Here is a 22,660-nt window from a genome sequence, read left to right as displayed (position 1 = left end):
AGCGTCGCGGTCCCATCCTCGGACCGCGACGTGTGTGGTAATGCCCGCATCTTTGTGTGCGGGTTTTTTTTTGCCTTTTGGAGGTAGGGAAATGAGGCTTGGTGCAAATGTCTCCTATGTGCGTGAATACCTCGGATGGACGCGAACCGAGTTCACGTATCGTTTCGCGCCCGCCACGTTCGACCATAACAACAGGAAGCGCTGCTACGACAATCTTCGCTCGCTCGAAGTGCGAAAGCAGCATTCATCAGAATTGCTCGCGTGGATGGAACCTGTGCTGAGAATCAGCGCCGCCGTGTTGCAGACCGACGACCTGACCCAACTCACGCATGATGCGATGTCATCGTTGCGTGTCCGGTATGTCGGCCCGCCGATGGATGCGCTTACGGTGGTGGTGAACCGGTGCTGTGATGGCGTCAAGCCGACGCCTGATGAATACCGGGCCGCTATGGAACAGGCAAATAAAGCCGGTAAGCGCGAAGCGGTGTTGCAACTGCTGGAGAAGATCGCAGCAGAACGGCGCAAGTGGCATCGTGGTGGATCGGCCCTGAGGCCCAATCGCTGGAATCAGGCGTAACGGAAAAAGGCCCGCGCAGTAGCGGGCCTTATCGCGGGAAAGAGCCCCGCTGAAGCGGGGCGCAACACATAACAGCAATGGTCTAGTCTCTTAAGACTTCCTGCAATTCCTTGACTCTATCTTGCGTGATATTTGCCATACACTCCCAAAAGAAAATATAGCGCTCGGCAGCCTCACCCATCATATAGGTTTCGGTGTAACACTCGTTATCGCGGTACTGTGCCCAAGCGCCTTGCGACTTCAAAAAGTAAGGGAGAGCTAACGGTTCGCCTTCTGCTTTAAGTGACCTGTCATTGCCTCCAATCTTGGATTTCGCCGATCGCAGGATTTTATCCAGTGCACGGGCCGCATGATCGAATTTGCGGTGCGAACACTGTGCCAAGTCGTCATTGCTTGCATGCTCCCCAGTGTCACACATATGCGCCACATCGGCGGCGCTATGACCTGAAAAATACTGATCCGGCGATTTAAAATAGTGATAATCGAATTTACCGGAATACACGGTCTTAGCGGGTGCAATGATCGGGGCGATCGTGAGTGCGAGTATTAGACTAGTGCGATGAATCATAGACCCCCGCCTCAAACATTTCCGCTTCACGGTGCCGACGCCGCAGTAATCCCTTAAGCGGGTGGCCCTTAACCGTGGCGTACTGCCTCATCTTATCACCTACCTTGTTGTAATCACCAGTATTAACGAAATCGAGCAGACTGTCGCCATGATGTTGAAGGTTGTACATAAAGCACACAAGTGCATCGTATTCAAATTGAAACAGCGGGAGCCGAATTTTTCGATTGATCGTATTTTCCGCCCACTTGACATCTTCCTTAAGTAGCGTCTCGGCCTGTGCTTCGGTTATTCCTTTCTGAAATGGCTTTTCCGATGCGGCGCCGGATATTTTCCCCAAATGAACAAGGTGCCCATATCCAACTGTTGCATTTCCGGCTTTGCTGCCGTCATTGTCGTACATGGTCGCGCTGAACTGTTCCCAACCTTTAAGGAACTTAGTCCCTGCGCGGAAAATTTCCACGGCTTACACAAGCGCGAAGAATATACGGTGACATTTGAATTAGGATCAGTATTGGTTATGCATTCGTGCAGCGGGTCGGTCACAATTACTCCATTATATGAGTTACTTTGCGAGAATTGTTAGACAGACTCGCGGTGTCCAAGATAGATACGCACCGCTTGCGCGCCGTCTGTCTTGTGTCGCTGTGTACGTCCGATGGAATCAGTGACTCCGCGCGTTAGGAAACCTCGCCACTCAATCGTGTAATACGTGTCGGCGAGTGGCGATCCGTTGGCATCGCGAAGCGTAAGCTCTTCATCGAACAGGCTCGCAGATCGATTGCGACAGAGGCACCCCCCGCCTTGCCCTAACGCCTGCCTCATGTCGTAACCGGATGGGAGAGCCCTGATTGCATTAATCGGAATCCGCTCCCCGGTTTTCTGGTTTATCGTCATTGCCTCAGGCATATCAGGCCACTCTTTGTATATCTTGAACGTGATACGACAATCAAGACATTCCTGGTTATTTGATCCCTCGAACATTTCCGCAAAGCGAGCCTTCATTTCCTCCATGATCTCCTCTGCGGAGCGCATCCTTTCGTACATTGGACCCTCCCATAGATTAATTCGCGCTCTCAGACCATTAGACCGTTGAGCACGCGTAAGAGCACCATCAGTTATCCTTCGCGTTATGGTTCATATCGAATACAACCGAAGCCTGTCCTGCGGAAAGCATTCGCCGGTTTCGGCGTTCAGCGCCATTGCGGACGGCATTGGCGGGAAGTTCGAGTAGACTGAATAGGTGATACGGTAAAGCAGGCACTCATCCTTGCCCCCGGTTTCATCCCATTTCTGTTGTTCCATCTGACCTCTGCTGATTTCCCAGAACACACCCGACGAATTAACCATCTAAAACGCGACACGGTCAACGACTTTAAATTGAGACAAAGCCGTTTTGACAGATATTCACAATTGCTCCGGCCATCTCATTTTCAGATGCATTTTTCCGATATCACCCTCCAACAAAAAAGGCGGCATTGAGCCGCCTTCTCCGTAGTGATCAGCGCCAGTTAGTGCTTTGTCCACGAAGCGTCCACAGCCGCCAGTTTCCCGTTCGCGCCCTGCGCAGCGTCAGCGAGAATCGCTGCGGCGTCCTGCGGTGTCAGTTGGCGGTTAGGAAGCCCCTTGGCGTCGAGCGCAAGCACCGTGAACAGTTCCTGATCGCAGCGATTGGCGGCGTGGTAGTCCTCGCCGAGCTGGATCATCACCTCCAGCAGGCTCCGGTGTTCGTGCCTTTCCTCGGCAGTCACAGCAGGACTCCTGAACATCGAGGTCGCAAGTGTAATCAGATGTCGGAGTTGCTGCCCCTGCCGGTCGCAAAGATGGAAGGCGGCAAGCGCGAGACGTTCATACTGGAGAGCGTCTACAGGGGGACGGGTGGGAGATTGCTGCTTTCTGGTGGGTTTGGTCATGCGCGGTCCTGGTTATCATGAAGGATCGCCCGGACACATAGGGAGGTGGTGAGCGGGCACGATGACGAGGTTGGCAGACCGGCGCTAAACCAGACCGGCAGGCCCGAAGGCCTCCCCGCCACGGCCCGCCCATTGAAATGGACGTGCAGAGACAGACGCACGACCTGCCTGGGCAGGCGTGCGGGTTTAGCAATCAGGCTGCCAAGCCTGGCCGTCGCTGTTTTGACGGCATTCCGATTATAAGCGGATGCTGGAGAATTCGCGATTATTGGGATTGTGCGCTGTCGCGAAGGCTCGAGGGGACTTTCACCGTCCCCGTATGACCTTCAATGCCGCTCACGGTGTTGTCGTTTCCTTCGATGTGAATGACGGTGCAGGCCGTCAACCTCGAGACCGCGAGAACGAGCAGGATCAACGCAACGCGTAGCACGATGGAGTTCTCCTGCGCGACAGGTAGGCGTCTACCGTCCGCGCTGTGGTCCTCATCAGCCGTATTCACGCATGACCAGCAGCCCGTCACCGCCATTGCCGGCGAAGTACGAACCTGACAGCCCGGTTCCACCGCCACCGCCCGCTCCCCGACCCGTGGCGTCATGAACCGGAGTCGCCCCGGACGGACCATAGACACCGCCCATCCCGGCAGTGCCGAACATCGACTTTCCGCCTGCGGTGTAATTCGATGCTGTCGTGCTGACAACCGGCAGGGACCCTTCGCCGCGCAGGTTCAGGTCGCCACCGATGCCAGTTCCACCGGGCGCACCGAGCAGGACGGCATTAGTGGCCGAGCCAGACCCGCCTGCGCCGCCGGTTGCGACGGCAAGGGGTGATCGCAGGTCTCCCAGATGAGTCTGATAGCCGGGAGTACCCGCGTTGCCCGAAGCTGGCACGGTACCACCCTCACCGATGCCGATATCCAACTCGTCTGGCAGACTGTCACCGGAGCGGCGCAGCCAGACATAGCCTCCCGCGCCGCCACCCGTTGCCGTGCCCGCATTGGCCGTCCGGCTCGCGATGCCGCCCGAGCCGCCACCGCCCTGAAGTGCGGTCTCCACCATAGCCGGACTGTGATCCGATTTGCGCCACGGCGGATTCGCGATCGAATGTGTACCCGTTCCCGCATCGGTCATCGATATGGTTTCGCCACCCTGTACGCTGCCGATCTGGAATGTGTTCTGGTCGGTGGATACCTGAACCACGAAATAGGTCGTGTCCCGCGTGATGTTGGCGGGTAACGCGCCCGTACTGTCGAACGTCAACGGCGATCCGGTGAGAGGCGCACGGTGCGAACAGTTGATGACCGGCGACCCGGCCGAAAACGTGACGCTTTGCGCCACGACGGAATAGACGGTGACCGCGAGCAGCGTCGAGCCGCGCTGCGGAGCCGGAATGTCCGGCCTGTTGAGAATCGCGGCGATTCCAGTGTCTGCGTTCCAGTCCGCATTGACCTGACCAGGCGGAATGACAGGCTGGTCCGTCAGGTCGTGGTAGCTGCCAGTGGTGGCAACTGTTGCAAGACTGCCGGTAATCGCACTGACCGTTTTCGCGAACGACTCAACGAGGACATCCGCAAGCTGGTTGACGCGGGCAAAGTCCGGTGTACCGCCGAGGGCCACAATGGCGTTGCGCAGTTCCTCGGTGATCGCGTGATACCACCACTCGCCGGGGACGGTCCCGGTAACGCCCGCCGCCGGATTGCCATTGGCCGGAAAGCCTCCCGCATTATCTGCGGGAGTTTCGGGCGCATCCTCGACCGCATTGGCCTGCCAGTAGCGATCCATGTCATTCCCCGTCACCCGGTACAAAGTCGGCGATATCGCCAAAGTCCCCCGCGAGGCACGCCTCGAAAATGTCGCGACCGTGCTCGTGCGGATCGTCCGGCATGGCGATGAATGGCATGAAGTTGTCGAAGCGCACGAAGTGGACCTCGCAACGAATGCCGGTGTGTTCCGGGTCGGCCCATGCGGGATTCCTGACAGCAACAATGTCCATCACGCGATCCTCGTCCATACGCACCAATAGTCGCCCGCAGCGGCCGCATTGCCGCTGCTAAGCCACGTTCCGGGGCGCCCCGGCAGCGCTGCGACCGTACCTTCCGGCGCGGACTGGCTGCTATCGCCTGCACGCACAATGAACGCTACCCACCCGATTCCATTTCCGCTGAGCGGTTGCAGGTTGGCCGGTGTCCATGCGCCGCCCACCTGGCCCCGCAGATCGTTCACCGCGTTGTTCACGTTGTTGATGTTGTTTTGCAGGTTGCTGACGTTGCCCTGCAGCTCAGCCTCGAAGACCACGTTGCCCTCGTCGGTCTGGTCAACCGTGACACCCAGCCCGCTCCCGTTGGTTCGCCATCCGATATGGAGCTTGTTGGTGCCCTGGCTCACGCCGCCGCCTTGCTCCACGGGCGTGAATCCGAGCGGTGCAGGCGTCCCGATCACGTCTTCATATCTGATAGAAACGGCGAGATGCGCGAGCGCCGCAAGCAGCGCCTGCGCGAGTTGATCGACCTTCGTATAGTCGGGCGATGCGCCGAGCGCGACGATGGCATTGCGTAGTTCCTCGGTGATCGAATGAAACCACCACGCACCCGGCGTCGTCGGCGCAATCGCCGCAGGCAGACTGCCGTCTGTCGGAAAGCCGCCCTCGCTATCAACGGGCACGGCTGGCGCCTGAGCGGCGCTGTTCGTTTCCCAATAGCGATCCACGTTGATTCCCTCTCAGTGATGGGAGAACGCCACAACCGACTGTGCAGGCGCATAGCGGCGCAGCAGACATTCGATCATCGTCAGCGTCGGCGACGTGCCCCAATCGGAGAGCGGATTGTCTACGGGGTCCGCGACCGTGTTCCATCGCGGCGGCGGCGCGCTGATGACATCGACCAGCCAGCCATGCGCCCAGTCGGTATCGGCAAGCGGTGCGGTGACGGTGCGCATGACGTGGTGAACGGCAAATTCCGTAATCGTGATCGTGTAGCCGAGTGTCGCGGCGAGCGCCCTGAAATAGTCGATGGACTGCCCACCTGTGCCGATCAGTCGCGCGACGATCTGTAGCCGGTTCTCGTCGTCCGAGTCGAACGGCCCAAAACATGGATCGGGCAGCGCGAGCGACGCATTCCATTCGGGTAGCAGCGCGTCGGCGGTCGCCGGGAACGAGCCTGCGATCAGCGTCAGCGCGTCGCGGTCGACCGTGGCGGGTGTGTTCGCGAGCGCATCGAGCACGGCGGCCTGCGTGCCGCTGTCCTCGCGCGTCCAGACACGTCCACGCGGCAGCAGTCGCCGCAATGCGCTGGCGTAGTCCGCGCGGCTGTAGCGCGCCGGGTTCATGTCAGTTACGACCACGTAACTTCACCGGGCACCGCGAGCGTACCGGGCGGAAGCAGCACGTCGTCAGTCGGCGACAGAATAAGGAAATCATTGATGCCGGAGACGGCGGCAATGGCCGACCACAGATGCGCGAGAATCAGGAATCCGCCCGGTTCGCCCTCGCTTTTCATCAGTCCCGCAATAGCGTCGAGCGCGGCGTCCTGCCTGTCGGGCGCCACGCCACGAATACTGATATCGACCGGGTACGGCTCCGGCGCGACGACATACACCAGCGCGGTAACGGGCCGCAATGGATAGATTGCGTTGGCCACGGCGAGCTGGTCGCCAGTCGCGGGCGTGTCTCTTGTCTCGGCCGACGCGACACCGTCTCTGCCCTGCGGGAAGCCGTCATGCTGCGCGTTCGCCTCATCGAGCATCACGAACACGATGACCGTACCGGCACCGTAGCCATTGCCCGTACACCACGCGCGCGTGACTCCCGGAACGGCGAGCGCCCATGCGACATAGTCGCTCGCCGCGCCACCCTGCGGCGGGTTCTGGTAGACGAACAGGACACGCGCACGGTAGGCATCGTTCGATTCAATGTCCGCGCCGCCTCGGAATTCCGTTGCGGCAACGCCGGTCGAATCGATACCCGGAATCGCGCTGGCGAGCGTGAATTGCGTCCCGGGCGCGCAATCGCCGTTCAGGCCTGCCAGTCCTGCGGGGTCCGGGTTCGCGGTCGCGGCCAGTGTGACCTTACCGGCTTCGACGGCAGCGGCGGCAGTGACCGTATAGGGCAGTCCGTCGCTACGCTTGAGCCCCGTTCCTGTATCGACCGGTATGCCTTCGATGCCCGTGAACGTGACAAGACCCGAGGACTGCGACGCGCTCTTGCGCAATACGCCCCTGAGCGCGCCCCACGCGTCGAGGAATTCATCCGTCGCCGTGAACGGGGTAGCCTGCAACGCGATCCAGTCGAGATACCCGTACTGCATGTGCGCGAGCCCGGCCTGAACGTCGCCGAGCACGCGCAGATTCGAGAAGCGCAGCAGGGCATCGGCCCCCGGCAGGTTCGCATTCAGTTCCTGCGCAACCTGATTGCGCAGGGCCGTCAGCGTCGGTCGTGAGAAAGGCATGCGCCTTACGTACGGGACTACCTGACGGGACTATGGTCCCGTCCACACCTCGGGGAAGTTCATCGCGACACGCGTCCCATCGCGGCGGTTCGCGACAATGGCCAGATCGAGCCGGTTCGGTGTAATCCACTGCGGCGTAATTTCGAAGCGCGCGACCACGCCGTCATCGAGCATCCATTGCAGCGCCTCGCTCGCGTAGTCACCGGTGCGCTGCGCCACGTCGCGCGGTCCCTTGACCCGCGAGAGCAGCCACAGGCGCGAGCCAATCGGGTAGTCGGCACTGTCACCCCACCAGCCGCGCCGGTCGCCGTCCGGTGTTTCGTCGCTCGGCAATGCCAGCCGGTCACTGAAGAGGCTGATAAGCACGGCAGTCTGTAGATCGTCGCCGGATCGCAGGGACGCGCCCGCAAGCATCCAGTCGCCGCGCATGTCCGGTACATTCCAGACGGTCGAGATGTCAGCCACGGCGCAAGGCTCAAAGCTGCGGTACAGGTGGATCGCTCGTTACCGTGTCACCGCCGCCCTGCACGTCCGGTACCGGATGATGATGCGAGTTGTAGACGGCACGCGAGTTGGCAGCGGTGTGCGGGTTGGTTGCGCTGTTGTCACGCATGTCGCCCGTACAGGTGATATTGCCGTCGCCCTCGATATCCCCGGTGCAGCGGAACAGCGGCGCATCGGCGGTGATCTGCGGCGCGTTGGTGATCGTGACAGGTTGACCGCCACCGTTGACGACGATCCCCGCTGCGGACAGATGGACCGATTGCCCCTTGTCATCGCTGATGCAGACCTCGCCCGGTGCGAGATTGCGGAATCGGTACTGCTGGTTGCCGCACGCGATCACGACGCCGTTCGTACGGTCGCCACCGAGAAACACCGCGAGCGCGTCGCTCCCCGCTGGCGGATTCGACTGGAACCCGTATTCCGCGAGTCGCGGCGCGCCGTCGCGTGTCTCGTTCGCGGATAGCTGCATCTGTACAAGCTGAACCGCGCCGCCATCATCCACGCGCGTAAGACGTCCACGTCCGAGCGTACGAACGATGCTCCAGAAAAGGTGTTCCACTGCCGGTATCCATGCAGGTTTACTGCTGCGCGAGCGCCGCCGCAGCATCCGCAGGCAGCGGCAGATAGAGGATCGGTTCGGGCCGGAATGCTTCCGGGGGCATCAATGTGATTTCACAGCCGGTCCCGCTCATGTCGCGCCGATAGGTCACTTCACCAATCGTCCACTTCGCGCCGTCGATCACCTTGAGTTGCGGCAACGAGAGCGCCGCCAGCGTGTTAGGCATATAGAGCGCGCCGTCGCTGTCGCGCCATGACGTGGCCGTGATGCTCACCACGTTGCCGCGCCCGATGCGCCGGTTGCATTCCCATAGCGCGTGGGCATTCGACACTTCCGCGCCTGCGTCGCCGTTCTGCGCAATGAATGCTTTCGGTCGGAAACGCGGCATGGTGGCGTCAGCCACCGCGTATTCGGCGAGCGGCTGCTGACCGGCATCCGTGAAAATGCCGGTGCCGACCAGATAGACGCGGTACTCGCTGAAGCGCTGCGAGATATCACGCGTATAGCTCGCCTGTTCGACATTGACGCCCATCGCGAAACCGCCCGCCGCCTCAATGGTCGAAAGCGGCCCGATCACCAGATCACCGTCCGCATCCTCGTAGCACAGCACCTGCGCGAGCTTGCACAGCCGGTCTATCACCGCGTAGGGCGATTCCCCTACGTTCAGGCAGACCTGCGGGTGCAGCATGCCAGGGGTGAGCGCCTTGACGTGGATGCCGTATGGCTGCGCGAGTTGCGCCGCAATGTCGGCGGTCATCATGTTCACGAACTGGAACGAGTCGAACTGCGCGGCGCAGTCCACCAGGTCTTCGCATTTGCCGCGCCCGGAAATCGACAGCGTGTGCGTCGTCGCGCTGACTGCTTCCGTCACCCGGTCAACGTAGCCGGTGATGACCGGGTCCGCGCCGATGTTCACGACGCAGGAGTCGCCTTCCATCACGACGACCGTTGTCGTGTTGGGAAAGCGCTCGGTCATCGAGATATCGAAGTCGGCCGGGATGCGCTCCATGCCGCGAGTAATGCGTACGCTTTTCCAGCCCGAGGTCCTCGCCCCGTTGACGATTAGCGATACGTCGTCGCGCATGGTACAGAACGGACGCCGCCAACAGTTGATGAACTTATATAAGCTGACGGGCAGCACGTATGTCAGTGCTAGCATGTTGTCGCGGGGAGCGGCAATGCTTCATGCATTACGCATCGACGTGACGATGATTACTTATTGCAACGGATACAATTTTCGATTGAGATGAACCTCTACGCATACGACCCAGCTGATCCAAATCGAACTCTCATTGATATTGAAACCTGGCTAACTCAGAATGGCCCTGACGCCTTAGGGCGCTGCCGCATCTGCCACAAGGTCCTGAAAGTAAAGGCCGAAAAATCGCAACGTCAGACGCACTTTGCACACGAACCGCACTCTGGCTGTCCAACAGTTGATGAAAATCACAAGCCATATGCAGGATTCCGGGATCTACCTCGCGATCCAACGGTTGCTACGGCTGCAAAAGCATGGGCACTCGAAAACATCGATGGCATCTACGACAAGATCAAGAAAATTTCGCCGGGACTTACCTGGCGCGAACTGCATGCGCTTTTAAAGACAGCGCGCGAAGAGGATATCTGGTCGTTAAAGGACATGCCGCGCGAATATATCCCGTACGTCTTACTGACCTGCGTCGATGTCTTCAAGGCAAATAATTTTGGGCGGGCCAAAGACACTTTTTTCGTGCTGGAAGCGTCGCCGGAAACTGGCGAATACTGGAATTTCCCGGCCGGCTACAAACGCTACATTTGGGAAGTGACGTTGCCAGCACGCACCGTCAAGCATTTGGAGATGAAACTCGAAACGCCCGTCCCATGGTATATGCCTGACGTGCGAAAGTATCTCGCGTAAGTGCGTCACCAACATTCCTGTGTCCAGTGCTAGACGAGCGCGCTGACCGTCTGCCTGCTCGCTGGCGACGTGCCGCGCGTCATGCGTACGCTTCGCCAGCCCGCGACGGTCAATCCGCTGACCGTCAGTGAAACGTCGTCGCTCATGAGAGAACTGATAGCATTCGACGCTACCAGCGAGCGTGTTGAGTCCGCCATCGGCACTGGACGCGACTGCCGCCTATCGGACCAATAATCGTCATCCTATGAGACCGCCACTTGGACATGTGAGCGACCATTTCTGCCCCGGCAAGCGGCCACTCGATCCTACCCAACTACGCCAATAAAAAGGCGCTTCATACCACAGTCTGTTGATCAGACGAACCGGGCATCATGACGACTACTTCGTCCTTACACTCAATTCATGCAACAACGCCGCGCGATGCGCGGATCAACTCTTATGCCTGGCTATCTCTCCAGAGCACTCCCTAACTGCTGGACGTCAATGTCGTTGATGCCGTCTTTCCATCGAATGCGAACGGCGCCCAAACTTGGCTTGTACCTTTGCACCTTGATGCCAACACGATTCAGAATCGTCTGGGCGGTCGAATTGGCGGTCTTTTGCTGGACTTTCTGAACAGACGCCTGTAATAAACTGCTGCTTAGCCCTTTTACCCGTGACACGTCATCAGACGTCGGCAATCTGACGCTTCCGTTGATGAAAGGTGTTAGGACAGATAGTGGCCGGTTCTCCAGTACATGTGCCCAGACTGATTGATCATGCGCCGTAACGCTGCCGTGGTGTGCGACCTTGAATAGAAAAGACTTCCAAGTCGAGATTTGGCTCATGAATTGCGAAATGGCTCCGCCCCAACCGCATCCTGGAATATTGCTAACCTCCAGGTCTGATCCCAAAAGCATGCACATGCGATCAAACCGGGCGACTATGGCGATCGCAGCGTGGTTCGGCAATCCTCGTTTGGGCGGAGGCAATTGCCGAGAACCGCTTTGCGGGAGCATCTGTGCGATTGCCTGCTGCATTCGCAGTCCTTCTGCACCAGACGGGCTGAGAGCATAGAGCTCGAAATCGTCTGCCTGAGTCCGCCAAATACTCGTACCCGCGAATACAGACAATAATCGATCCGGGAAATCACCGGTCGACAACAATTTGCGCCATTCAGCGAGGCGAGATTGCTTTAGCGAACCTGAATATGCGATGCCCGTCGACTCAGCCAATGCAAGAAATTCCTGCGTCGTAAGTGCGGATGCGCATGCAAACTTGCTGTTGCTGTAGCGCTCATAAAGCTGGGAGATGCCCGGCGTATGGTCATCGTGCCAGTGCGTCGCCACGATGATTCTCACCGCGCTTGCAGGGACGCCGAGTTCATCCAAATATCGGGCCGCTATTGGCACTTTGGCGCTTACTGGTTCATCGTAAAACGAATCGACAATGAACCACTCCCCCCGGCGATGCAGAACGATTGCCTCGCCGAAGCCTTTCCCGAAAGTGGTTATTTCGTTCGTGTCGGGCTCGGGAGCACCACCAAAAGTTGCGATCACTTATGAATGGTCACGCGAACAGATCTTGGTTTCTCAGGAACAGATAGTTCTGGTCTAGGCCGGTCGTTGGTCACAACCTTCGATTTGTCTCCCCCATGGATTCTGGCAAACAGTTCGGCAGCTCGCTGGCGGTAGAGTTCTACTTGCGACCGGTTCCAAACGGGCACTTTACGAAAGACTATAACTACCGAAGTTCCGCCAAGCAGCGCACCTTGGCGCCTCTCCTTTACGACCGTCATATAGAAGGTTGCACCCGCTCGCGCGTATTGAATATCTTCAGGTTCGATCTGCGACTGAGGAATCGTTGCCCACTCTTCGAACCCTTCGGACGAAGGTGGCGCAGCATGCCCCACAAGTGAGAGCGCACGAAGATGAGCGACAAGGCCACCATCGGAAAGCACCTCTTCGACTGAACCTTCCCATTGTGCAATCGTCGTGTATACCGTTGCCGGAAGATGTAATGCGGCAATCTTCGGCGCTGTTTTTTCAACTGAAGGGACAGGTACCTCGAATGTCCCCCCCTCGAAACGATCAATGTCGATCGAGGCTAATTCGTTGTGCGAATAGCAATCCAGTGAAAATACGTCCGGAAGGGAAGATGTCACTGCGCTATCAACATGGGGAATTGTGGCGTTCAGCATATCAATTCTCCTTCGCTCGTCGTTTTTCGATAGCCATCGCGGATAGCCGCGCCTGTTTCACCGCGGTCGATAAAATTGCTTCTGTCTGCTCTCTGGACTCAGATATTGCCGTTTCGTATCGCTCGAAGAGCAACTGCATTGAAAGTTCGGCCGGGCTGGGCCCCACGGAATCCTTAACGTCAGACGTGCCGGCTCCGGTCTCGTCTACCTGTTTGGATATGTAGGCCCGAGTAATGTCAAAGTGATTATTAACGAGAATAGCGAGGTTGTACACCGTAGCCAAGACAGGCTCGAATGCAAATACACGCTTCGATCCGCTCAGGTCGGGATCCGGATCGGGAACGGCCAGCTTGATGCCTTCCAGTCCCGGGAAGCCGTCTTTGTCAGGGAGGGCCAAGGCATCCCGCCAAAGCTCCTTCGGAGCAAGCACGTCCCCAAGGGCATTCCATACGCTAGGGTTCGCGTCGCCGTCTTCGAGAACCGCAACCATGTGCAGATTGATCCCCAGTGCCCGGATGGCGTTACCTGCGTCAAGGCCGATGATTCCTTCGACAAGATCGCGAGCGACCATCCAAAGCGCCTCGATCTTACAGGTGAGCGATATGCGATCTGGGAGAGCAAGGAAATCGCCGAAGCGTGGGTGCGTCCACTGAGTACCCCCGGGGCCGACCGTGACGATTGCCACATCGTCACGGTCGTCACTAGTCATAAAATGATTCCGTAGGAACCATTCAGGATGAAAACGCGCCGGCGCAAACTGACCGAGCACTACAATCGACACGGCGCGGTCCCGGTAGTGGATCATTCGGAATGTCCAAATGGGAGGGGAACGGAGAATATAGCACTGGTTTGTAAAACCTACGGGTTCGTCGCACGCCATTGAAGCGTAACGCCAGTGTGAAACCTCGCAGAAGTCCCCATTCTAGAAGGTGGCACGACAGGTGGGGCTCGAACCCGACCCTCGGCTTAGAAGGTCGATGACCGGCTCGCGAAGCGAACTTGTGAACGACAGCTATACGTCAGGAAGAGACTGGGCCCGGCTGAGTGTCGAACGGCCGAGACGGGGTCGATGACAGTCGATCACCACAGGCTGTCAGCCGCCAGCCAGCCCTAAGTTAAGGGTTAGGTTAATGAAGCGCTAAAGACGGTTGGCGCAAAAGCAGGATGAACCGGTGTGGCCTGCTGTAGCAATGCATCGTAGCGCGTCACGTCCTGATAGAGCCGTTGCGCAAGCACCAGCAGCGGCATCGGCTCCGGCGTGCTGACCGTCTGCATGCTCGCGAGCGATGCGCCGCGCGTGGTCACGTCCCGCACCACGGCAACCTCAAGCGCGCGTAGTGCGCCATAGGTCGCATCATCGCCCGCATCGCCTGCGGTGGTGATCTCCATATCGAGCGCATCGGATACCGTTGAACGCAAGGATTCGGCGTCTTCAAGCGAGGCGAGCGCATAACCGGTCGTGCTCTGCGCGAGCGCGATAACCGCGCTGCGACGGTACAGCATTGTCGTGAGCCGGTTTGCTGCGGTGAGCGCCGCCGTCGCCCGCTTCTGCGGGTTGATGGACGACTGTAACGCGACAAGCGATTGCACGGCCTGATGCGGATCGGGATTCGCATTCTGCACGGCTCCCACCAGCGCGCGTGTAGCGTCAGACATGCCGGGCCAGTCCGAGACGGCCGCAGCGCTCCTCAGCGCTTCGCCCGCGACGCCTACCGCGGTGCGCGCCTGCGCACCCGCGCCGATCAGGTCCTGTATCGTCGTTGCCGGTTGCCGCACAGCGGCGGTGAACTGGCCCACGAACCGGCCATACCGGCCATTGAGCGTCGCGACCATCGCAACGAGGCTCGTTGCGCGCTGCGTGATGGCCTGGGCTTCTACGACGAAGTTCTGCGCGGTCCGTTCGATCTCGCCCACCACGGCCGGTGACGACAGAACGGCGGATACCGTATTGAAGAAGTCCTGCGCCACTGCCGCGAATGCGGCGACGGCTGACAGGCCGGTCTGTGCCTGCGTCGCAATCGCCAGCGTGGGAAACTGCTGTGCGCCCGACTCGATGAACGAAAATCGCAGTTCAAAGTACCGGCCGCGCTCCGAACGTTCCTCGCACTCGAACTCGATCAGCGCGACATTCAGCCGCCCAAGCGACGGATGCACCAGTTCGCCATCGGCGCCGTCGCTGTCTCCCGGCTCCTCGCAGGCGCGGATCATCGCGGCGCGCTGCGCGATCACGTCACCGCCGCCAGGGGTACCCAGATAGGCGGCATCCTGAAGCAGAAAACCGCTCAGGCTGATGCGCCGCCCTGCGCGTCCGAGGTCCTCGACCCATACTTCGTCCCGGTACGGATATTCATGCGTGACATTGCGCCGCCCGACCTTCAGCGTCGAACCTGTCACGCCGAACGGCACGCCCCGCCATGAGGCGGCCTGCAACGCGCTGAAGAACGGATACTCGGCCACAGCCATCTACCTAGCCGAGCGCTTCCATCGGTCGGGCGATCTTCAGACCCGCAGGCGTGCGCGTCTTCACAGTCACGCTGCCGTCGCGCGCGACGTGGACGTGGTTGTCAACGTGGACGACCGGCGCGGGCGCGCTCTGCATGCCCGCCGCCGCGCCGGGGGCATTGAGCGAAGCGACGTCCACGCCCGGATCGAGTGACGGCATGTGCGCGAGGACGCCCGGCGCATAGTTGCGCGTTTCGGCCGGGGCGTGGGCGAGTCCTTTGCGGTCCAGATTGCCTTCGCCCCAGTTATAGGCTGATAGCGCGTAGATCAGATTGCCCTTGTAGCGCGCGAGCAGGCCGGACATCTTGCGCGCCGCGGCGTCGGCGGCCTGCGCTGGATTGAACGCGTCGATCCCGTATTCGCGCGCCGTCGCGGGCATGAACTGGAACAGTCCACGCGCGCCGGCAGGACTCACCGCCATCGGGTTACCGCGCGATTCCTTCTGCGCGATGGCCGAAAGCAGTCCGGCAGGCAGACCATAGCGCGCTTCGGTTCCGGCGAAATTGAGTTTCTGTGCCCACTGCGCGACAGCAGGATTGAGCGGCGCCCCCATTTCGCCGGTTGCGCCCGCTGCGCCGGGTGCGGTCTCCGCACGCTGGACGTTTGCCGAACCCGGCCACATGCCACCCGTTGCCGCTTCGGCCGCCCGGATGCGCCTCAGTTGTTCATCCTCGCCTCTGTTGAGGTTTTCGCTATGCAGACCCAGATACGCGCCAACGGTCGCAGGATTGACGAAGCGCAGCAACCCGCCCACCCCGCGCGCCGCAGTCCCTGCAGCGACATACGACCTGCGCAGCAGCACCAGCCGCGCGATCAGCATGCCGATACTGGCTATAGTCGAGACCACGGACAGCGCGAAGCCGCCGACCATGTAGGCCGCTATCGCGACGGCGGCGACCTTCCAGCCGCCGATGGCATCCACCACGCGTCCGATCCACGACGCGAAGCCGATCAGGCCGGTTACAGCATCCGTGACGCCCTGTGCAAACCTGCCCCAATCGACCGAGGCAAGCCAGCGTGCAAGCCGTTGCGCAAGTTCCACAATCCGCTGCGCAATCAGTTCGCGGTTTTTCGCAATCCATTCTGTAAAGCGATCGATCATCGGGCCGAATACCGGCGCGAGACTGTCAGCAATCGATGCTTTCAGGCCGTCCGCTGCCGTCCGCATGCGATCGAGCGACAGGGCGAACGCCTGCGTACGCGCGGCCATCTGCGGGGTAAAGTCACCGCGTAGCCGCCGCGCTTCGGCCTCGTATGCCTGCATGCCCCGGCGACCGCGAACGAGGACCGGCAGAAGCTGCTCGACGCCGAGCGAGCGCGCCAGATTGCGTGCCGCAGCCGGGTCCGCGCGCTGGATTCTCTGGATACGATCCGCGAGCTCATGGAGCGCGGCCTGGGTATCGGTTGCGCCGGTCTTCGTTGTGCGCAAAGTAATACCCAGTGCCTGGATCGTTGCGAACGCGGCCTGATTGCGTCCCCAGCGTGCATCCTGCAACGTGTCTGCGAAGCCACGAAAGCCCGAGGTCATCGTATCGGCGGAGACGCCCATCAGCGTCGCCGCGCTGCGCATCTGCGTGAGTTCGCCTGCCGTGATGCCGAGCAGTCGCGCGGTGCGCTCCGTTTCCGCGCCCATGCGCTCCCACTGCACCACGAGGTCGGTCAGACCCGCGAGCGTCCCGCCGCCGACCAGCGCGAGCAGGGGCGCACCGATGCGCGTCACACTCGCCGCCGCCTTGCCTGCCTTCTGCGCGACAGCATCGAGCCGCTTGCCAACTTCAGTCAGCCCCGACGCCTTCGAGAACCGTTGCACGCTGCGCGCGAGGTTCTGGTATGGGCGCGTCATGCGCGACACCGAATCGTTGATCCGGTTGATTGTCCTCGTCGCCTTGTCAACGGTCGAGATGGTGAACTGGATTGCCTGCGCTGCCATCGCTTCACCCCTGGCGGCGTTTCTCTGCGGCCTGCTGCGCAACGTGCTGGATGCGTCGCGCCTGCGCGAGCCATTGTGCGAGTTCAGCCCAGGTCAGCGCGCCCGCGTCGCGCGGCCCCCATCCATAGAAGTGCGTCACATCGGCGACGATATCGCGCACGTTCGCGGGTACTACTCGAAAAAACCGGACAGGTACTTGTTGCACGCGTTGAAGTCGCGCGCGCCCATGCGGCCCACGCTCGCAACGTCGATCTTCGCCATCGTTGCGATCAGGTTCTTCATCGCGCGCACGTTGCCGAACTTCGCTGCGTCGTCGTTGACCTTCGCGATTTCATCGACCGTAGGCTCGCGCAAGGTGACTTCGGTCAGCCCGTCAATCGGGCTCAGTAGCGTAATGACCTCGTACATGGCGCGCTCCTTACTGTTCGCTTATTGCTCCGTGACGCTGCCCGAGAAGCCCTCGAAGCGGATTTCGAACGTCGCTTCCGGGGTTCTGACTTCCTGCGCTTCGGTGCTCCACATATTGCGGCCGACGACCGTCTTGCCGTTCGCCAGTTCGAGCGTGACCGTGACGTTGGTCATGGCGTTGAAGTCCTTGACCGTCAGCGTGCCTGCGTCGCGCAGCGTCGCGGAAATGAACGGCGCGCGCGGCTTCTCCGCATAGCCGTGTACGCGGTCCTGTCCGACCATTGACTCGCGTTCGTAGTCGGCGGGCGAATACGCCAGTTCGCCGGATAGCATGTAGTTCTGGCCGTCCATCGATATCCACGCGACACCGGCCAGGCGGTTTGTGTCATCTGACATGGCGGGCTCCAGAAATGAAAAAGCCGCCGGGGCGGTTCGCCTGGGCGGCTTGCAATCACAAATCGGTTACATGGGACTCGTTAAAGCGGTTCGACTTTTCTCGATTGACGCTCGCAGGAACAATGCGAAGATTCCACGGCACATGCAGCCCACAGACAAGTTCCCCAAGTAGCGGCACGATGTGATCGACTTCGTGTTTTATCCCTGTTTTGGCGCTCAACTCGGCGGCACACTCGTAAATCGAGGAGATGGCCCGTAGATCGGCCCAGGCAGGCGTCGCATTTCGTTTCGCCGCGTACCGCTTCATCGTCCGGGCGGCGCGGTAAGGGCGCTGCTCATGTTTGAATGCCTTTACGCGATCAGGATGTTGCTTACGCCATCTACGGTTTTGTTCCAGATGGGCTGAATACTCGGCGGGATCAGAGAGTTTTCGTCGCTTCGCATTACGGCTAACCGTGCGGTCGTAGTCTGGATTCGTGCGTCGGCGTTCCTTTACCTGCTGACACGCTTTCGCAACAATTGCTGTCCGATTCAACGCATAGTACTTTCGCGCCGAAGCTGCCATGCACGTTTTGCATTGACAGGCAAACCCGTCTTTTTCCTTCCTGTTGGCATAGAAGTATTCGCGAGTACATGGCTTGTACACTCTGCATTTCGAGCAACGCTTCTCAGCGTTCACAGCTCAACTGAGCCGAAACTGCGCAAGCAAGGCAAAAATCCGCAGCTGGTCGATCAGCGTTCCGGGCCACAGACAGTCAACCCGATTCGGGTTGTTCGCGTTCTGCTCGACAATGAGTTGCCGGGCAAACAGTGCGCTGTTCTGCACGTAGCCGTCGAATTCGAGTTCCTGATACCGGGCGATCACGTCCGCACGTATCAGCAGCGGTGTGACGATGGCGCTACCGGATGCGAAGCGTGTGCCGTCCGCGGCGAGCTTCATACGTGAATACTTCGATGTGACCATCGAGCGCAGCGCACGCAGCACGTACATCAGCAGGTACATGGTTTCGACTTCGAGATAACTGTCGTCGGGATCCCCCCAGGGGTTCTTCTGGTAGGTCGTCGTGACGTTCTCGGCGTAGCAGGTGCCGTCATCGCCCACATTGAACGTGCTGATACCGTCATAGAGCAGCGTGTTGCGCTCGGTGAGCAGGAAGCGCGAGGCAACCGGCGGCGCGAGCATGCCGCGAATCGGTAGCGTCTGGACCGGGCGCCCCGGATCACTGCGCAGCGCGGGCGCGAGCGAGCCGGCAAGCTGCGCGGCGATGATCCATGCGGGTGTGGGCGAATCATGGAACCCAAGCACCGATTCATGCTGATTGTTGCGGCCCGCGCCGAATGTCGTACACGCCGCGAGCGTCCCCCGGTAAGCGGCGAACGCGTGTCCGTAAATCTGCTGGGCCCACGACCAGCGCCCGGTCTGGTCATTCAGGAAAGCATGCAGTGCATCAAGGCTGACGCTATCGGTATAGGGGCAGACGATGAAGTCGAATGGCATGTCGCCACAGTTATCGAGCGCGGCCTGTAGCGTGTCGGTCGGATTGATCGCGCCGCCCGCCATCGGCGTGATGGCTATGTCCAGATTGAGCGGCGTCGATTCGCCTGCGCGTGAGCCGCCGTAATTCAGGCGCACGTCAATTTCATTGCCCACCATGCCCGCATTGATGGCGGTCAGCGTGACTACGTTGTCCTGAGCCGATGCGCTCACCAGCCCGAACGCATCTGCAGCAACGAGTGTGGCGAGCGCTTCCGCGATGTCGGCCGCGCCCTGCGTGGCCTGCACCGGCAACTGGTAGCGCCGACCGGCGATATAAAGCGAGATGACGCCCGAGACGCCGGCGTCGGCTTCGATGTTGAGCGTGACCGTTCCACTTGCGGCTACCGCGCCGGTTGCGTCCTGGAGCGGCAAATACCACACTTCGCCGAAGCTATCGGCCGCGCGATAGGCTGCCGTCATCGCGGCGAGCATCGAATTGCTGCCCCACCGTGCGCGCGCGTCGCCCACGCCCGCGCTGATAACGGGTGTGCCCGGCTCGCCGGTTCCCGCGTCGGTCATCTGCCCGATAATCAGCGTGCGCTGGTTGAGCTGGGCGCTGTTCGCCTGTGACGCGTCGAGCTCCGCGTAGAACAGCGGCACGCGGATGTTCTCAGGCAGGTTGGTAAAGGGAATCATGGGAGCAACCTCCCGGGAAGGTGGGCGCGAACCGGAGACGGAAACGGACGCAGAACGGCCCGGGCGGGCCGTGGTGGGGCTCGCGCGATCGTCTTGAGGGATTGACGCGGGAAGCGCGCGCAGCGGCAGGCAGCGGCAGGCAGCGGCGCAGAAGGCGCGTTGTTACGTCGGGTCGGTGGCTTTGGGTTCGCGCGTGCGGTGTGATGCGCGCCGCGTCGCGTCGGGCTCGTCTGGCGTGTCCGGGATGGTGGGCGGCTCATCCGCGACCGGCACCACGTCGCCATCGCGCAGACGGCGACGCCAGTACACCGAATCGGGTACGACGCGCCCCGCGTCGGGCAGGAAGTCGCGCAGGTCGGGATCGCGCACCCGCATGCCGGTTGCTGGCCTGATGTGCATGTCAGTTCCCCTTTAACGGAACGTCAAGCCGGCCCTCGTCGCGTCCATCAGGGCCGTGCGTACGCGGCGCGGGGACGACCCCCTGCGGGAACGGCGGCGCGGGATACGTGCCGGTCGGGTCGGCGCGATTGGTGAGGTCCGCGTGCAGGCCCACGCTTTCGAGCGGTGCGGGCGCAGGCGGATCGAGCGGCCAGGGCGCCGGCTGCGGCTGCTCAACCGTGGGGTCGTACATTTCGGGAAACTCGCAGCGGAAGGACGCCGCGATACCGGCGAGGTGACGCGCACCTTCCGCGCGGATATCCAGCACGCTTTCGACCGTCGCGAACTGCTGCAGCATGCGTACAAGCGACCAGTCGAGCAGTAGCGCGTTTTCGACGGCGTACCAGAGCGATTCAATGGCGTCCTGTGCGGCTTCGCCCGTCGCCGCCTCGACCATCGCCTTGACTTCGAGGCTGCATGTCGTGGTGAACTGCGGCATGCCGCGATTGAATGAGGATTTCGATTCGTGCGCGGTACGCACGATGACCGCAGGCAGCACGTCAGACGGCGCGGCCCAGTCGCCTGGTGAGCGGATCAGGACCGGCCGGCCGGCGACCCGAAGCGCTGCGCGCTGCAGTGCGCCAAGCGCGGCGAGACGCACCTGACGACGCCCGAGCATCGGCAAAGGGCGGATACGTGCGCGGTCCACGGCTGGGGCGAGGAAAACTGGTCAGGTCGCGAGATTGAGCAGCAGGAAACACCACCCATGTCCATCCGTACGGACTTCGCGGACGACATACGTCGTGTCACTGAGCGGCGCACCGGGCGCGGCCGGAATGAACAGCGTGTCGCCCTGGTGTGCAGTAACGGGAAGTGTTGCCACGCGAAAGCCGTAGCATGGGCGTGTCGTGGTGACGGGTACGCCGTCGACCACATCCACGTTCGTAAAGGCTTCATCAAACACGCCGTTAAGCGCATGCGCGTTACCGCTTCCCGCATAGAGCGTCGCGGGCTGGCCGAAGATGCCTTCGACGGGCGTGAGCACCAGGCTATCCCAGTCAATCATGGTGGGGACCGCTCAGGCGATTGGCGCGGCGCTGGGTGCGCCTGCCGGTTGTACAGCCGTCGCGGATGGTTCTGTGATGCGCGTAGCGCCTGCCGTGGTCGCTTCGAACATGCGACCGGACAGCAGTACTTCGGGCCGCGTGCAAACGTACAGCGGGTACGCATACGCTTCCATCTTCCACCACATGCGCCGCAGCACATCGAAGATCGGCAGTACATACACGGGCCGTCCCGGTGTATTGACCCAATCGACGGTTTCGCCCGGCGCCATCGCTTCGCGGAATACACCGGGCGCGCCGACCGGGAAGAACTTCACCACGTCATCAGGAACCTTGATGGTCACGTTGTCGTCCGAGCCGCGATAGTTGAACCACGTAATGCCGGAGAACACGAACGCGTCGAACGCGGCACCCTGCGAGTTGTCGCGCAGTGCGCGCGCATCGGACCAGTTCACGAACGTACGGATCACGTCCGGGTGATTGACGAACGCGTCATAGAAAGCATCGCCGCACATCGCGTAGACGCGCGTGGTCGGCGTGAATGCGCCCTGGGACTTGCGCGCCATCGTACGGATGATCGCGTTGCAGATCGGGCGCAAGGGGATATTGGCTTTGCCTGCCTCGGTCGCGCCCAGATCGAACGGCGTTTCGGCGGCCTGCGGAATCTGGAATTCATCGAACCAGTTGTAGAGCACGCTGCCGTCCTTCGGGTCGAGCACCAGACCCTGCAACGCGGCGAGCCTCAGGAATTCCTTCGTGTACTCGACACTCGCCAGCAGACCGGTTGGCCCTGACAGTCGCCGCGCAACTTCGGCCTCGACCTGCATCAGGACGGATTCCGTACCGAACTCGCGGATGCCCTGTACTTCCTCAGCGTACACCGTGTCCGAGTGCATCAGGCGCGGCACATCGAAATAGCGCATCTTGCGACGTTCGGTCGTGCGCTGCGTGCCTTCCTCGCCGCGCTGGGAGAACGGGATCAGGATCAGCTTGCCGGTGCGTTCCTCGACCGCCAGCGCTTTCGTGCGGATCGGGTTGGGATCGAATACGCCCAGTTCGCCGAGGCCGACAGGCTGGTACGGGTTGCGCTGAACGGCGTCCGAGAGCGCAATTGCCGTGAACGGGTCCTGATGGAACACATCGAGAATTTCGCCAGTCATGATGACGGCTCCCCAAA

Annotated in this window: 29 protein-coding genes; 2 read left to right on the top strand and 27 right to left on the bottom strand. The window is 60.8% G+C overall.

The window, feature by feature from the left end:
* Window positions 1-91: 91 nt before the first annotated feature.
* Window positions 92-577 carry a hypothetical protein gene (locus tag OKW39_RS19730; protein WP_429563331.1) on the top strand — a complete coding sequence of 162 codons (486 nt, stop codon included), beginning with the start codon at window positions 92-94 and terminating at the stop codon, window positions 575-577.
* An 82-nt stretch (window positions 578-659) separates the two neighbouring features.
* On the opposite strand, the gene OKW39_RS19725 is transcribed toward OKW39_RS19730, so the two are convergent.
* From OKW39_RS19725 to OKW39_RS19665, 13 genes are all read right to left on the bottom strand, one after another.
* Entirely contained in the window at window positions 660-1,145 is a 486-nt protein-coding gene (locus OKW39_RS19725) for a lysozyme inhibitor LprI family protein (RefSeq protein ID WP_429563330.1), read from the bottom strand.
* Entirely contained in the window at window positions 1,129-1,605 is a 477-nt protein-coding gene (locus OKW39_RS19720) for a lysozyme (RefSeq protein ID WP_429563329.1), read from the bottom strand. Before OKW39_RS19720 ends, OKW39_RS19725 begins: the two co-directional genes overlap by 17 nt.
* 119 nt (window positions 1,606-1,724) lie before the next feature.
* The gene (locus tag OKW39_RS19715) at window positions 1,725-2,156 is read right to left on the bottom strand and encodes a hypothetical protein (protein ID WP_429563328.1); all 432 of its coding nucleotides are present in this window, start codon (window positions 2,154-2,156) and stop codon (window positions 1,725-1,727) included.
* A gap of 123 nt (window positions 2,157-2,279) precedes the next feature.
* Window positions 2,280-2,447, bottom strand: coding sequence for a hypothetical protein (locus OKW39_RS19710; RefSeq protein WP_429563327.1), 168 nt, complete (start codon window positions 2,445-2,447; stop codon window positions 2,280-2,282).
* Window positions 2,448-2,653: 206 nt separating this feature from the next.
* Window positions 2,654-3,055 carry a hypothetical protein gene (locus OKW39_RS19705; protein ID WP_429563326.1) on the bottom strand — a complete coding sequence of 134 codons (402 nt, stop codon included), beginning with the start codon at window positions 3,053-3,055 and terminating at the stop codon, window positions 2,654-2,656.
* A gap of 485 nt (window positions 3,056-3,540) precedes the next feature.
* Window positions 3,541-4,833 carry a hypothetical protein gene (locus OKW39_RS19700; RefSeq protein ID WP_429563325.1) on the bottom strand — a complete coding sequence of 431 codons (1,293 nt, stop codon included), beginning with the start codon at window positions 4,831-4,833 and terminating at the stop codon, window positions 3,541-3,543.
* A gap of 1 nt (window position 4,834) precedes the next feature.
* Window positions 4,835-5,062, bottom strand: coding sequence for a hypothetical protein (locus OKW39_RS19695; protein ID WP_429563324.1), 228 nt, complete (start codon window positions 5,060-5,062; stop codon window positions 4,835-4,837).
* Complete coding sequence (locus tag OKW39_RS19690; RefSeq protein WP_429563323.1) at window positions 5,044-5,757, bottom strand: hypothetical protein; 714 nt, start codon at window positions 5,755-5,757, stop codon at window positions 5,044-5,046. Before OKW39_RS19690 ends, OKW39_RS19695 begins: the two co-directional genes overlap by 19 nt.
* A gap of 12 nt (window positions 5,758-5,769) precedes the next feature.
* Window positions 5,770-6,390: a YmfQ family protein gene (locus OKW39_RS19685; protein WP_429563322.1), complete on the bottom strand. Its 621-nt coding sequence runs from the start codon at window positions 6,388-6,390 to the stop codon at window positions 5,770-5,772.
* Window positions 6,381-7,493, bottom strand: a complete 1,113-nt coding sequence (locus tag OKW39_RS19680; RefSeq protein WP_429563321.1) for a baseplate J/gp47 family protein — start codon at window positions 7,491-7,493, stop codon at window positions 6,381-6,383. Before OKW39_RS19680 ends, OKW39_RS19685 begins: the two co-directional genes overlap by 10 nt.
* 30 nt (window positions 7,494-7,523) lie before the next feature.
* Entirely contained in the window at window positions 7,524-7,958 is a 435-nt protein-coding gene (locus OKW39_RS19675) for a phage GP46 family protein (protein ID WP_429563320.1), read from the bottom strand.
* Window positions 7,959-7,968: 10 nt separating this feature from the next.
* Window positions 7,969-8,556: a phage baseplate assembly protein V gene (locus OKW39_RS19670; RefSeq protein WP_429563319.1), complete on the bottom strand. Its 588-nt coding sequence runs from the start codon at window positions 8,554-8,556 to the stop codon at window positions 7,969-7,971.
* A gap of 19 nt (window positions 8,557-8,575) precedes the next feature.
* The gene (locus OKW39_RS19665; RefSeq protein WP_429563318.1) at window positions 8,576-9,715 is read right to left on the bottom strand and encodes a phage baseplate assembly protein; all 1,140 of its coding nucleotides are present in this window, start codon (window positions 9,713-9,715) and stop codon (window positions 8,576-8,578) included.
* A gap of 87 nt (window positions 9,716-9,802) precedes the next feature.
* Between OKW39_RS19665 and OKW39_RS19660 the strand changes: the two genes are divergently transcribed.
* The gene (locus tag OKW39_RS19660) at window positions 9,803-10,453 is read left to right on the top strand and encodes a hypothetical protein (protein WP_429563317.1); all 651 of its coding nucleotides are present in this window, start codon (window positions 9,803-9,805) and stop codon (window positions 10,451-10,453) included.
* 446 nt (window positions 10,454-10,899) lie between these two features.
* Here OKW39_RS19660 and OKW39_RS19655 read toward each other — a convergent pair whose 3' ends face one another.
* The 14 genes from OKW39_RS19655 to OKW39_RS19590 form a co-directional block, all read right to left on the bottom strand.
* Entirely contained in the window at window positions 10,900-11,991 is a 1,092-nt protein-coding gene (locus tag OKW39_RS19655) for an MBL fold metallo-hydrolase (RefSeq protein WP_429563316.1), read from the bottom strand.
* Window positions 11,988-12,632, bottom strand: coding sequence for a hypothetical protein (locus tag OKW39_RS19650; protein WP_429563315.1), 645 nt, complete (start codon window positions 12,630-12,632; stop codon window positions 11,988-11,990). Before OKW39_RS19650 ends, OKW39_RS19655 begins: the two co-directional genes overlap by 4 nt.
* Window position 12,633: 1 nt before the next feature.
* Window positions 12,634-13,437 (bottom strand): hypothetical protein, encoded by an 804-nt coding sequence (locus OKW39_RS19645; RefSeq protein WP_429563314.1) that lies wholly within the window; start codon window positions 13,435-13,437, stop codon window positions 12,634-12,636.
* Window positions 13,438-13,754: 317 nt separating this feature from the next.
* Complete coding sequence (locus OKW39_RS19640) at window positions 13,755-15,095, bottom strand: DNA circularization protein (RefSeq protein WP_429563313.1); 1,341 nt, start codon at window positions 15,093-15,095, stop codon at window positions 13,755-13,757.
* Between the two features lie 4 nt (window positions 15,096-15,099).
* On the bottom strand, window positions 15,100-17,064 hold the full coding sequence (locus OKW39_RS19635) for a transglycosylase SLT domain-containing protein (protein ID WP_429563312.1): 1,965 nt from the start codon (window positions 17,062-17,064) through the stop codon (window positions 15,100-15,102).
* Window positions 17,065-17,068: 4 nt separating this feature from the next.
* A complete protein-coding gene (locus OKW39_RS19630; RefSeq protein ID WP_184146116.1) occupies window positions 17,069-17,224 on the bottom strand; it encodes a GpE family phage tail protein in 156 nt (51 codons plus the stop codon).
* Between the two features lie 11 nt (window positions 17,225-17,235).
* Window positions 17,236-17,472, bottom strand: a complete 237-nt coding sequence (locus OKW39_RS19625) for a phage tail assembly protein (protein ID WP_429563311.1) — start codon at window positions 17,470-17,472, stop codon at window positions 17,236-17,238.
* Window positions 17,473-17,493: 21 nt separating this feature from the next.
* A complete protein-coding gene (locus OKW39_RS19620; protein WP_184064060.1) occupies window positions 17,494-17,868 on the bottom strand; it encodes a phage tail tube protein in 375 nt (124 codons plus the stop codon).
* A 55-nt stretch (window positions 17,869-17,923) separates the two neighbouring features.
* Complete coding sequence (locus OKW39_RS19615) at window positions 17,924-18,433, bottom strand: hypothetical protein (RefSeq protein WP_429563310.1); 510 nt, start codon at window positions 18,431-18,433, stop codon at window positions 17,924-17,926.
* A 117-nt stretch (window positions 18,434-18,550) separates the two neighbouring features.
* The gene (locus OKW39_RS19610) at window positions 18,551-20,041 is read right to left on the bottom strand and encodes a phage tail sheath subtilisin-like domain-containing protein (RefSeq protein WP_429563309.1); all 1,491 of its coding nucleotides are present in this window, start codon (window positions 20,039-20,041) and stop codon (window positions 18,551-18,553) included.
* A 162-nt stretch (window positions 20,042-20,203) separates the two neighbouring features.
* Window positions 20,204-20,440, bottom strand: coding sequence for a DUF2635 domain-containing protein (locus tag OKW39_RS19605; protein WP_429563308.1), 237 nt, complete (start codon window positions 20,438-20,440; stop codon window positions 20,204-20,206).
* 1 nt (window position 20,441) lies between these two features.
* Window positions 20,442-21,128, bottom strand: coding sequence for a hypothetical protein (locus tag OKW39_RS19600; protein WP_429563307.1), 687 nt, complete (start codon window positions 21,126-21,128; stop codon window positions 20,442-20,444).
* Between the two features lie 21 nt (window positions 21,129-21,149).
* Window positions 21,150-21,485, bottom strand: a complete 336-nt coding sequence (locus OKW39_RS19595) for a head-tail joining protein (protein WP_429563306.1) — start codon at window positions 21,483-21,485, stop codon at window positions 21,150-21,152.
* A gap of 12 nt (window positions 21,486-21,497) precedes the next feature.
* Window positions 21,498-22,643 carry a major capsid protein gene (locus OKW39_RS19590; RefSeq protein WP_429563305.1) on the bottom strand — a complete coding sequence of 382 codons (1,146 nt, stop codon included), beginning with the start codon at window positions 22,641-22,643 and terminating at the stop codon, window positions 21,498-21,500.
* Between the last annotated feature and the right edge of the window lie 17 nt (window positions 22,644-22,660).

This window comes from Paraburkholderia sp. MM6662-R1, from assembly GCF_050436245.1.
Classification (GTDB): Bacteria; Pseudomonadota; Gammaproteobacteria; order Burkholderiales; family Burkholderiaceae; genus Paraburkholderia; species Paraburkholderia tuberum.
The sequence above is the reverse complement of the archived record's forward strand: the minus strand, read 5'-3'. Positions and strand labels throughout refer to the sequence as shown.

Excerpts from the sequence above, each read along its gene's own strand:
- OKW39_RS19665 (WP_429563318.1), bottom strand. The coding sequence starts at position 9,715 with ATGCTAGCACTGACATACGTGCTGCCCGTCAGCTTATATAAGTTCATC.
- OKW39_RS19705 (WP_429563326.1), bottom strand. The coding sequence starts at position 3,055 with ATGACCAAACCCACCAGAAAGCAGCAATCTCCCACCCGTCCCCCTGTA.
- OKW39_RS19680 (WP_429563321.1), bottom strand. The coding sequence starts at position 7,493 with ATGCCTTTCTCACGACCGACGCTGACGGCCCTGCGCAATCAGGTTGCG.
- OKW39_RS19645 (WP_429563314.1), bottom strand. The coding sequence starts at position 13,437 with ATGATCCACTACCGGGACCGCGCCGTGTCGATTGTAGTGCTCGGTCAG.
- OKW39_RS19650 (WP_429563315.1), bottom strand. The coding sequence starts at position 12,632 with ATGCTGAACGCCACAATTCCCCATGTTGATAGCGCAGTGACATCTTCC.
- OKW39_RS19710 (WP_429563327.1), bottom strand. The coding sequence starts at position 2,447 with ATGGAACAACAGAAATGGGATGAAACCGGGGGCAAGGATGAGTGCCTG.
- OKW39_RS19695 (WP_429563324.1), bottom strand. The coding sequence starts at position 5,062 with ATGGACGAGGATCGCGTGATGGACATTGTTGCTGTCAGGAATCCCGCA.
- OKW39_RS19700 (WP_429563325.1), bottom strand. The coding sequence starts at position 4,833 with ATGGATCGCTACTGGCAGGCCAATGCGGTCGAGGATGCGCCCGAAACT.
- OKW39_RS19660 (WP_429563317.1), top strand. The coding sequence starts at position 9,803 with ATGAACCTCTACGCATACGACCCAGCTGATCCAAATCGAACTCTCATT.
- OKW39_RS19605 (WP_429563308.1), bottom strand. The coding sequence starts at position 20,440 with ATGCACATCAGGCCAGCAACCGGCATGCGGGTGCGCGATCCCGACCTG.
- OKW39_RS19640 (WP_429563313.1), bottom strand. The coding sequence starts at position 15,095 with ATGGCTGTGGCCGAGTATCCGTTCTTCAGCGCGTTGCAGGCCGCCTCA.
- OKW39_RS19615 (WP_429563310.1), bottom strand. The coding sequence starts at position 18,433 with ATGGCAGCTTCGGCGCGAAAGTACTATGCGTTGAATCGGACAGCAATT.
- OKW39_RS19725 (WP_429563330.1), bottom strand. The coding sequence starts at position 1,145 with ATGATTCATCGCACTAGTCTAATACTCGCACTCACGATCGCCCCGATC.
- OKW39_RS19635 (WP_429563312.1), bottom strand. The coding sequence starts at position 17,064 with ATGGCAGCGCAGGCAATCCAGTTCACCATCTCGACCGTTGACAAGGCG.
- OKW39_RS19610 (WP_429563309.1), bottom strand. The coding sequence starts at position 20,041 with ATGATTCCCTTTACCAACCTGCCTGAGAACATCCGCGTGCCGCTGTTC.
- OKW39_RS19715 (WP_429563328.1), bottom strand. The coding sequence starts at position 2,156 with ATGGAGGAAATGAAGGCTCGCTTTGCGGAAATGTTCGAGGGATCAAAT.
- OKW39_RS19730 (WP_429563331.1), top strand. The coding sequence starts at position 92 with ATGAGGCTTGGTGCAAATGTCTCCTATGTGCGTGAATACCTCGGATGG.
- OKW39_RS19590 (WP_429563305.1), bottom strand. The coding sequence starts at position 22,643 with ATGACTGGCGAAATTCTCGATGTGTTCCATCAGGACCCGTTCACGGCA.
- OKW39_RS19625 (WP_429563311.1), bottom strand. The coding sequence starts at position 17,472 with ATGTACGAGGTCATTACGCTACTGAGCCCGATTGACGGGCTGACCGAA.
- OKW39_RS19620 (WP_184064060.1), bottom strand. The coding sequence starts at position 17,868 with ATGTCAGATGACACAAACCGCCTGGCCGGTGTCGCGTGGATATCGATG.
- OKW39_RS19595 (WP_429563306.1), bottom strand. The coding sequence starts at position 21,485 with ATGATTGACTGGGATAGCCTGGTGCTCACGCCCGTCGAAGGCATCTTC.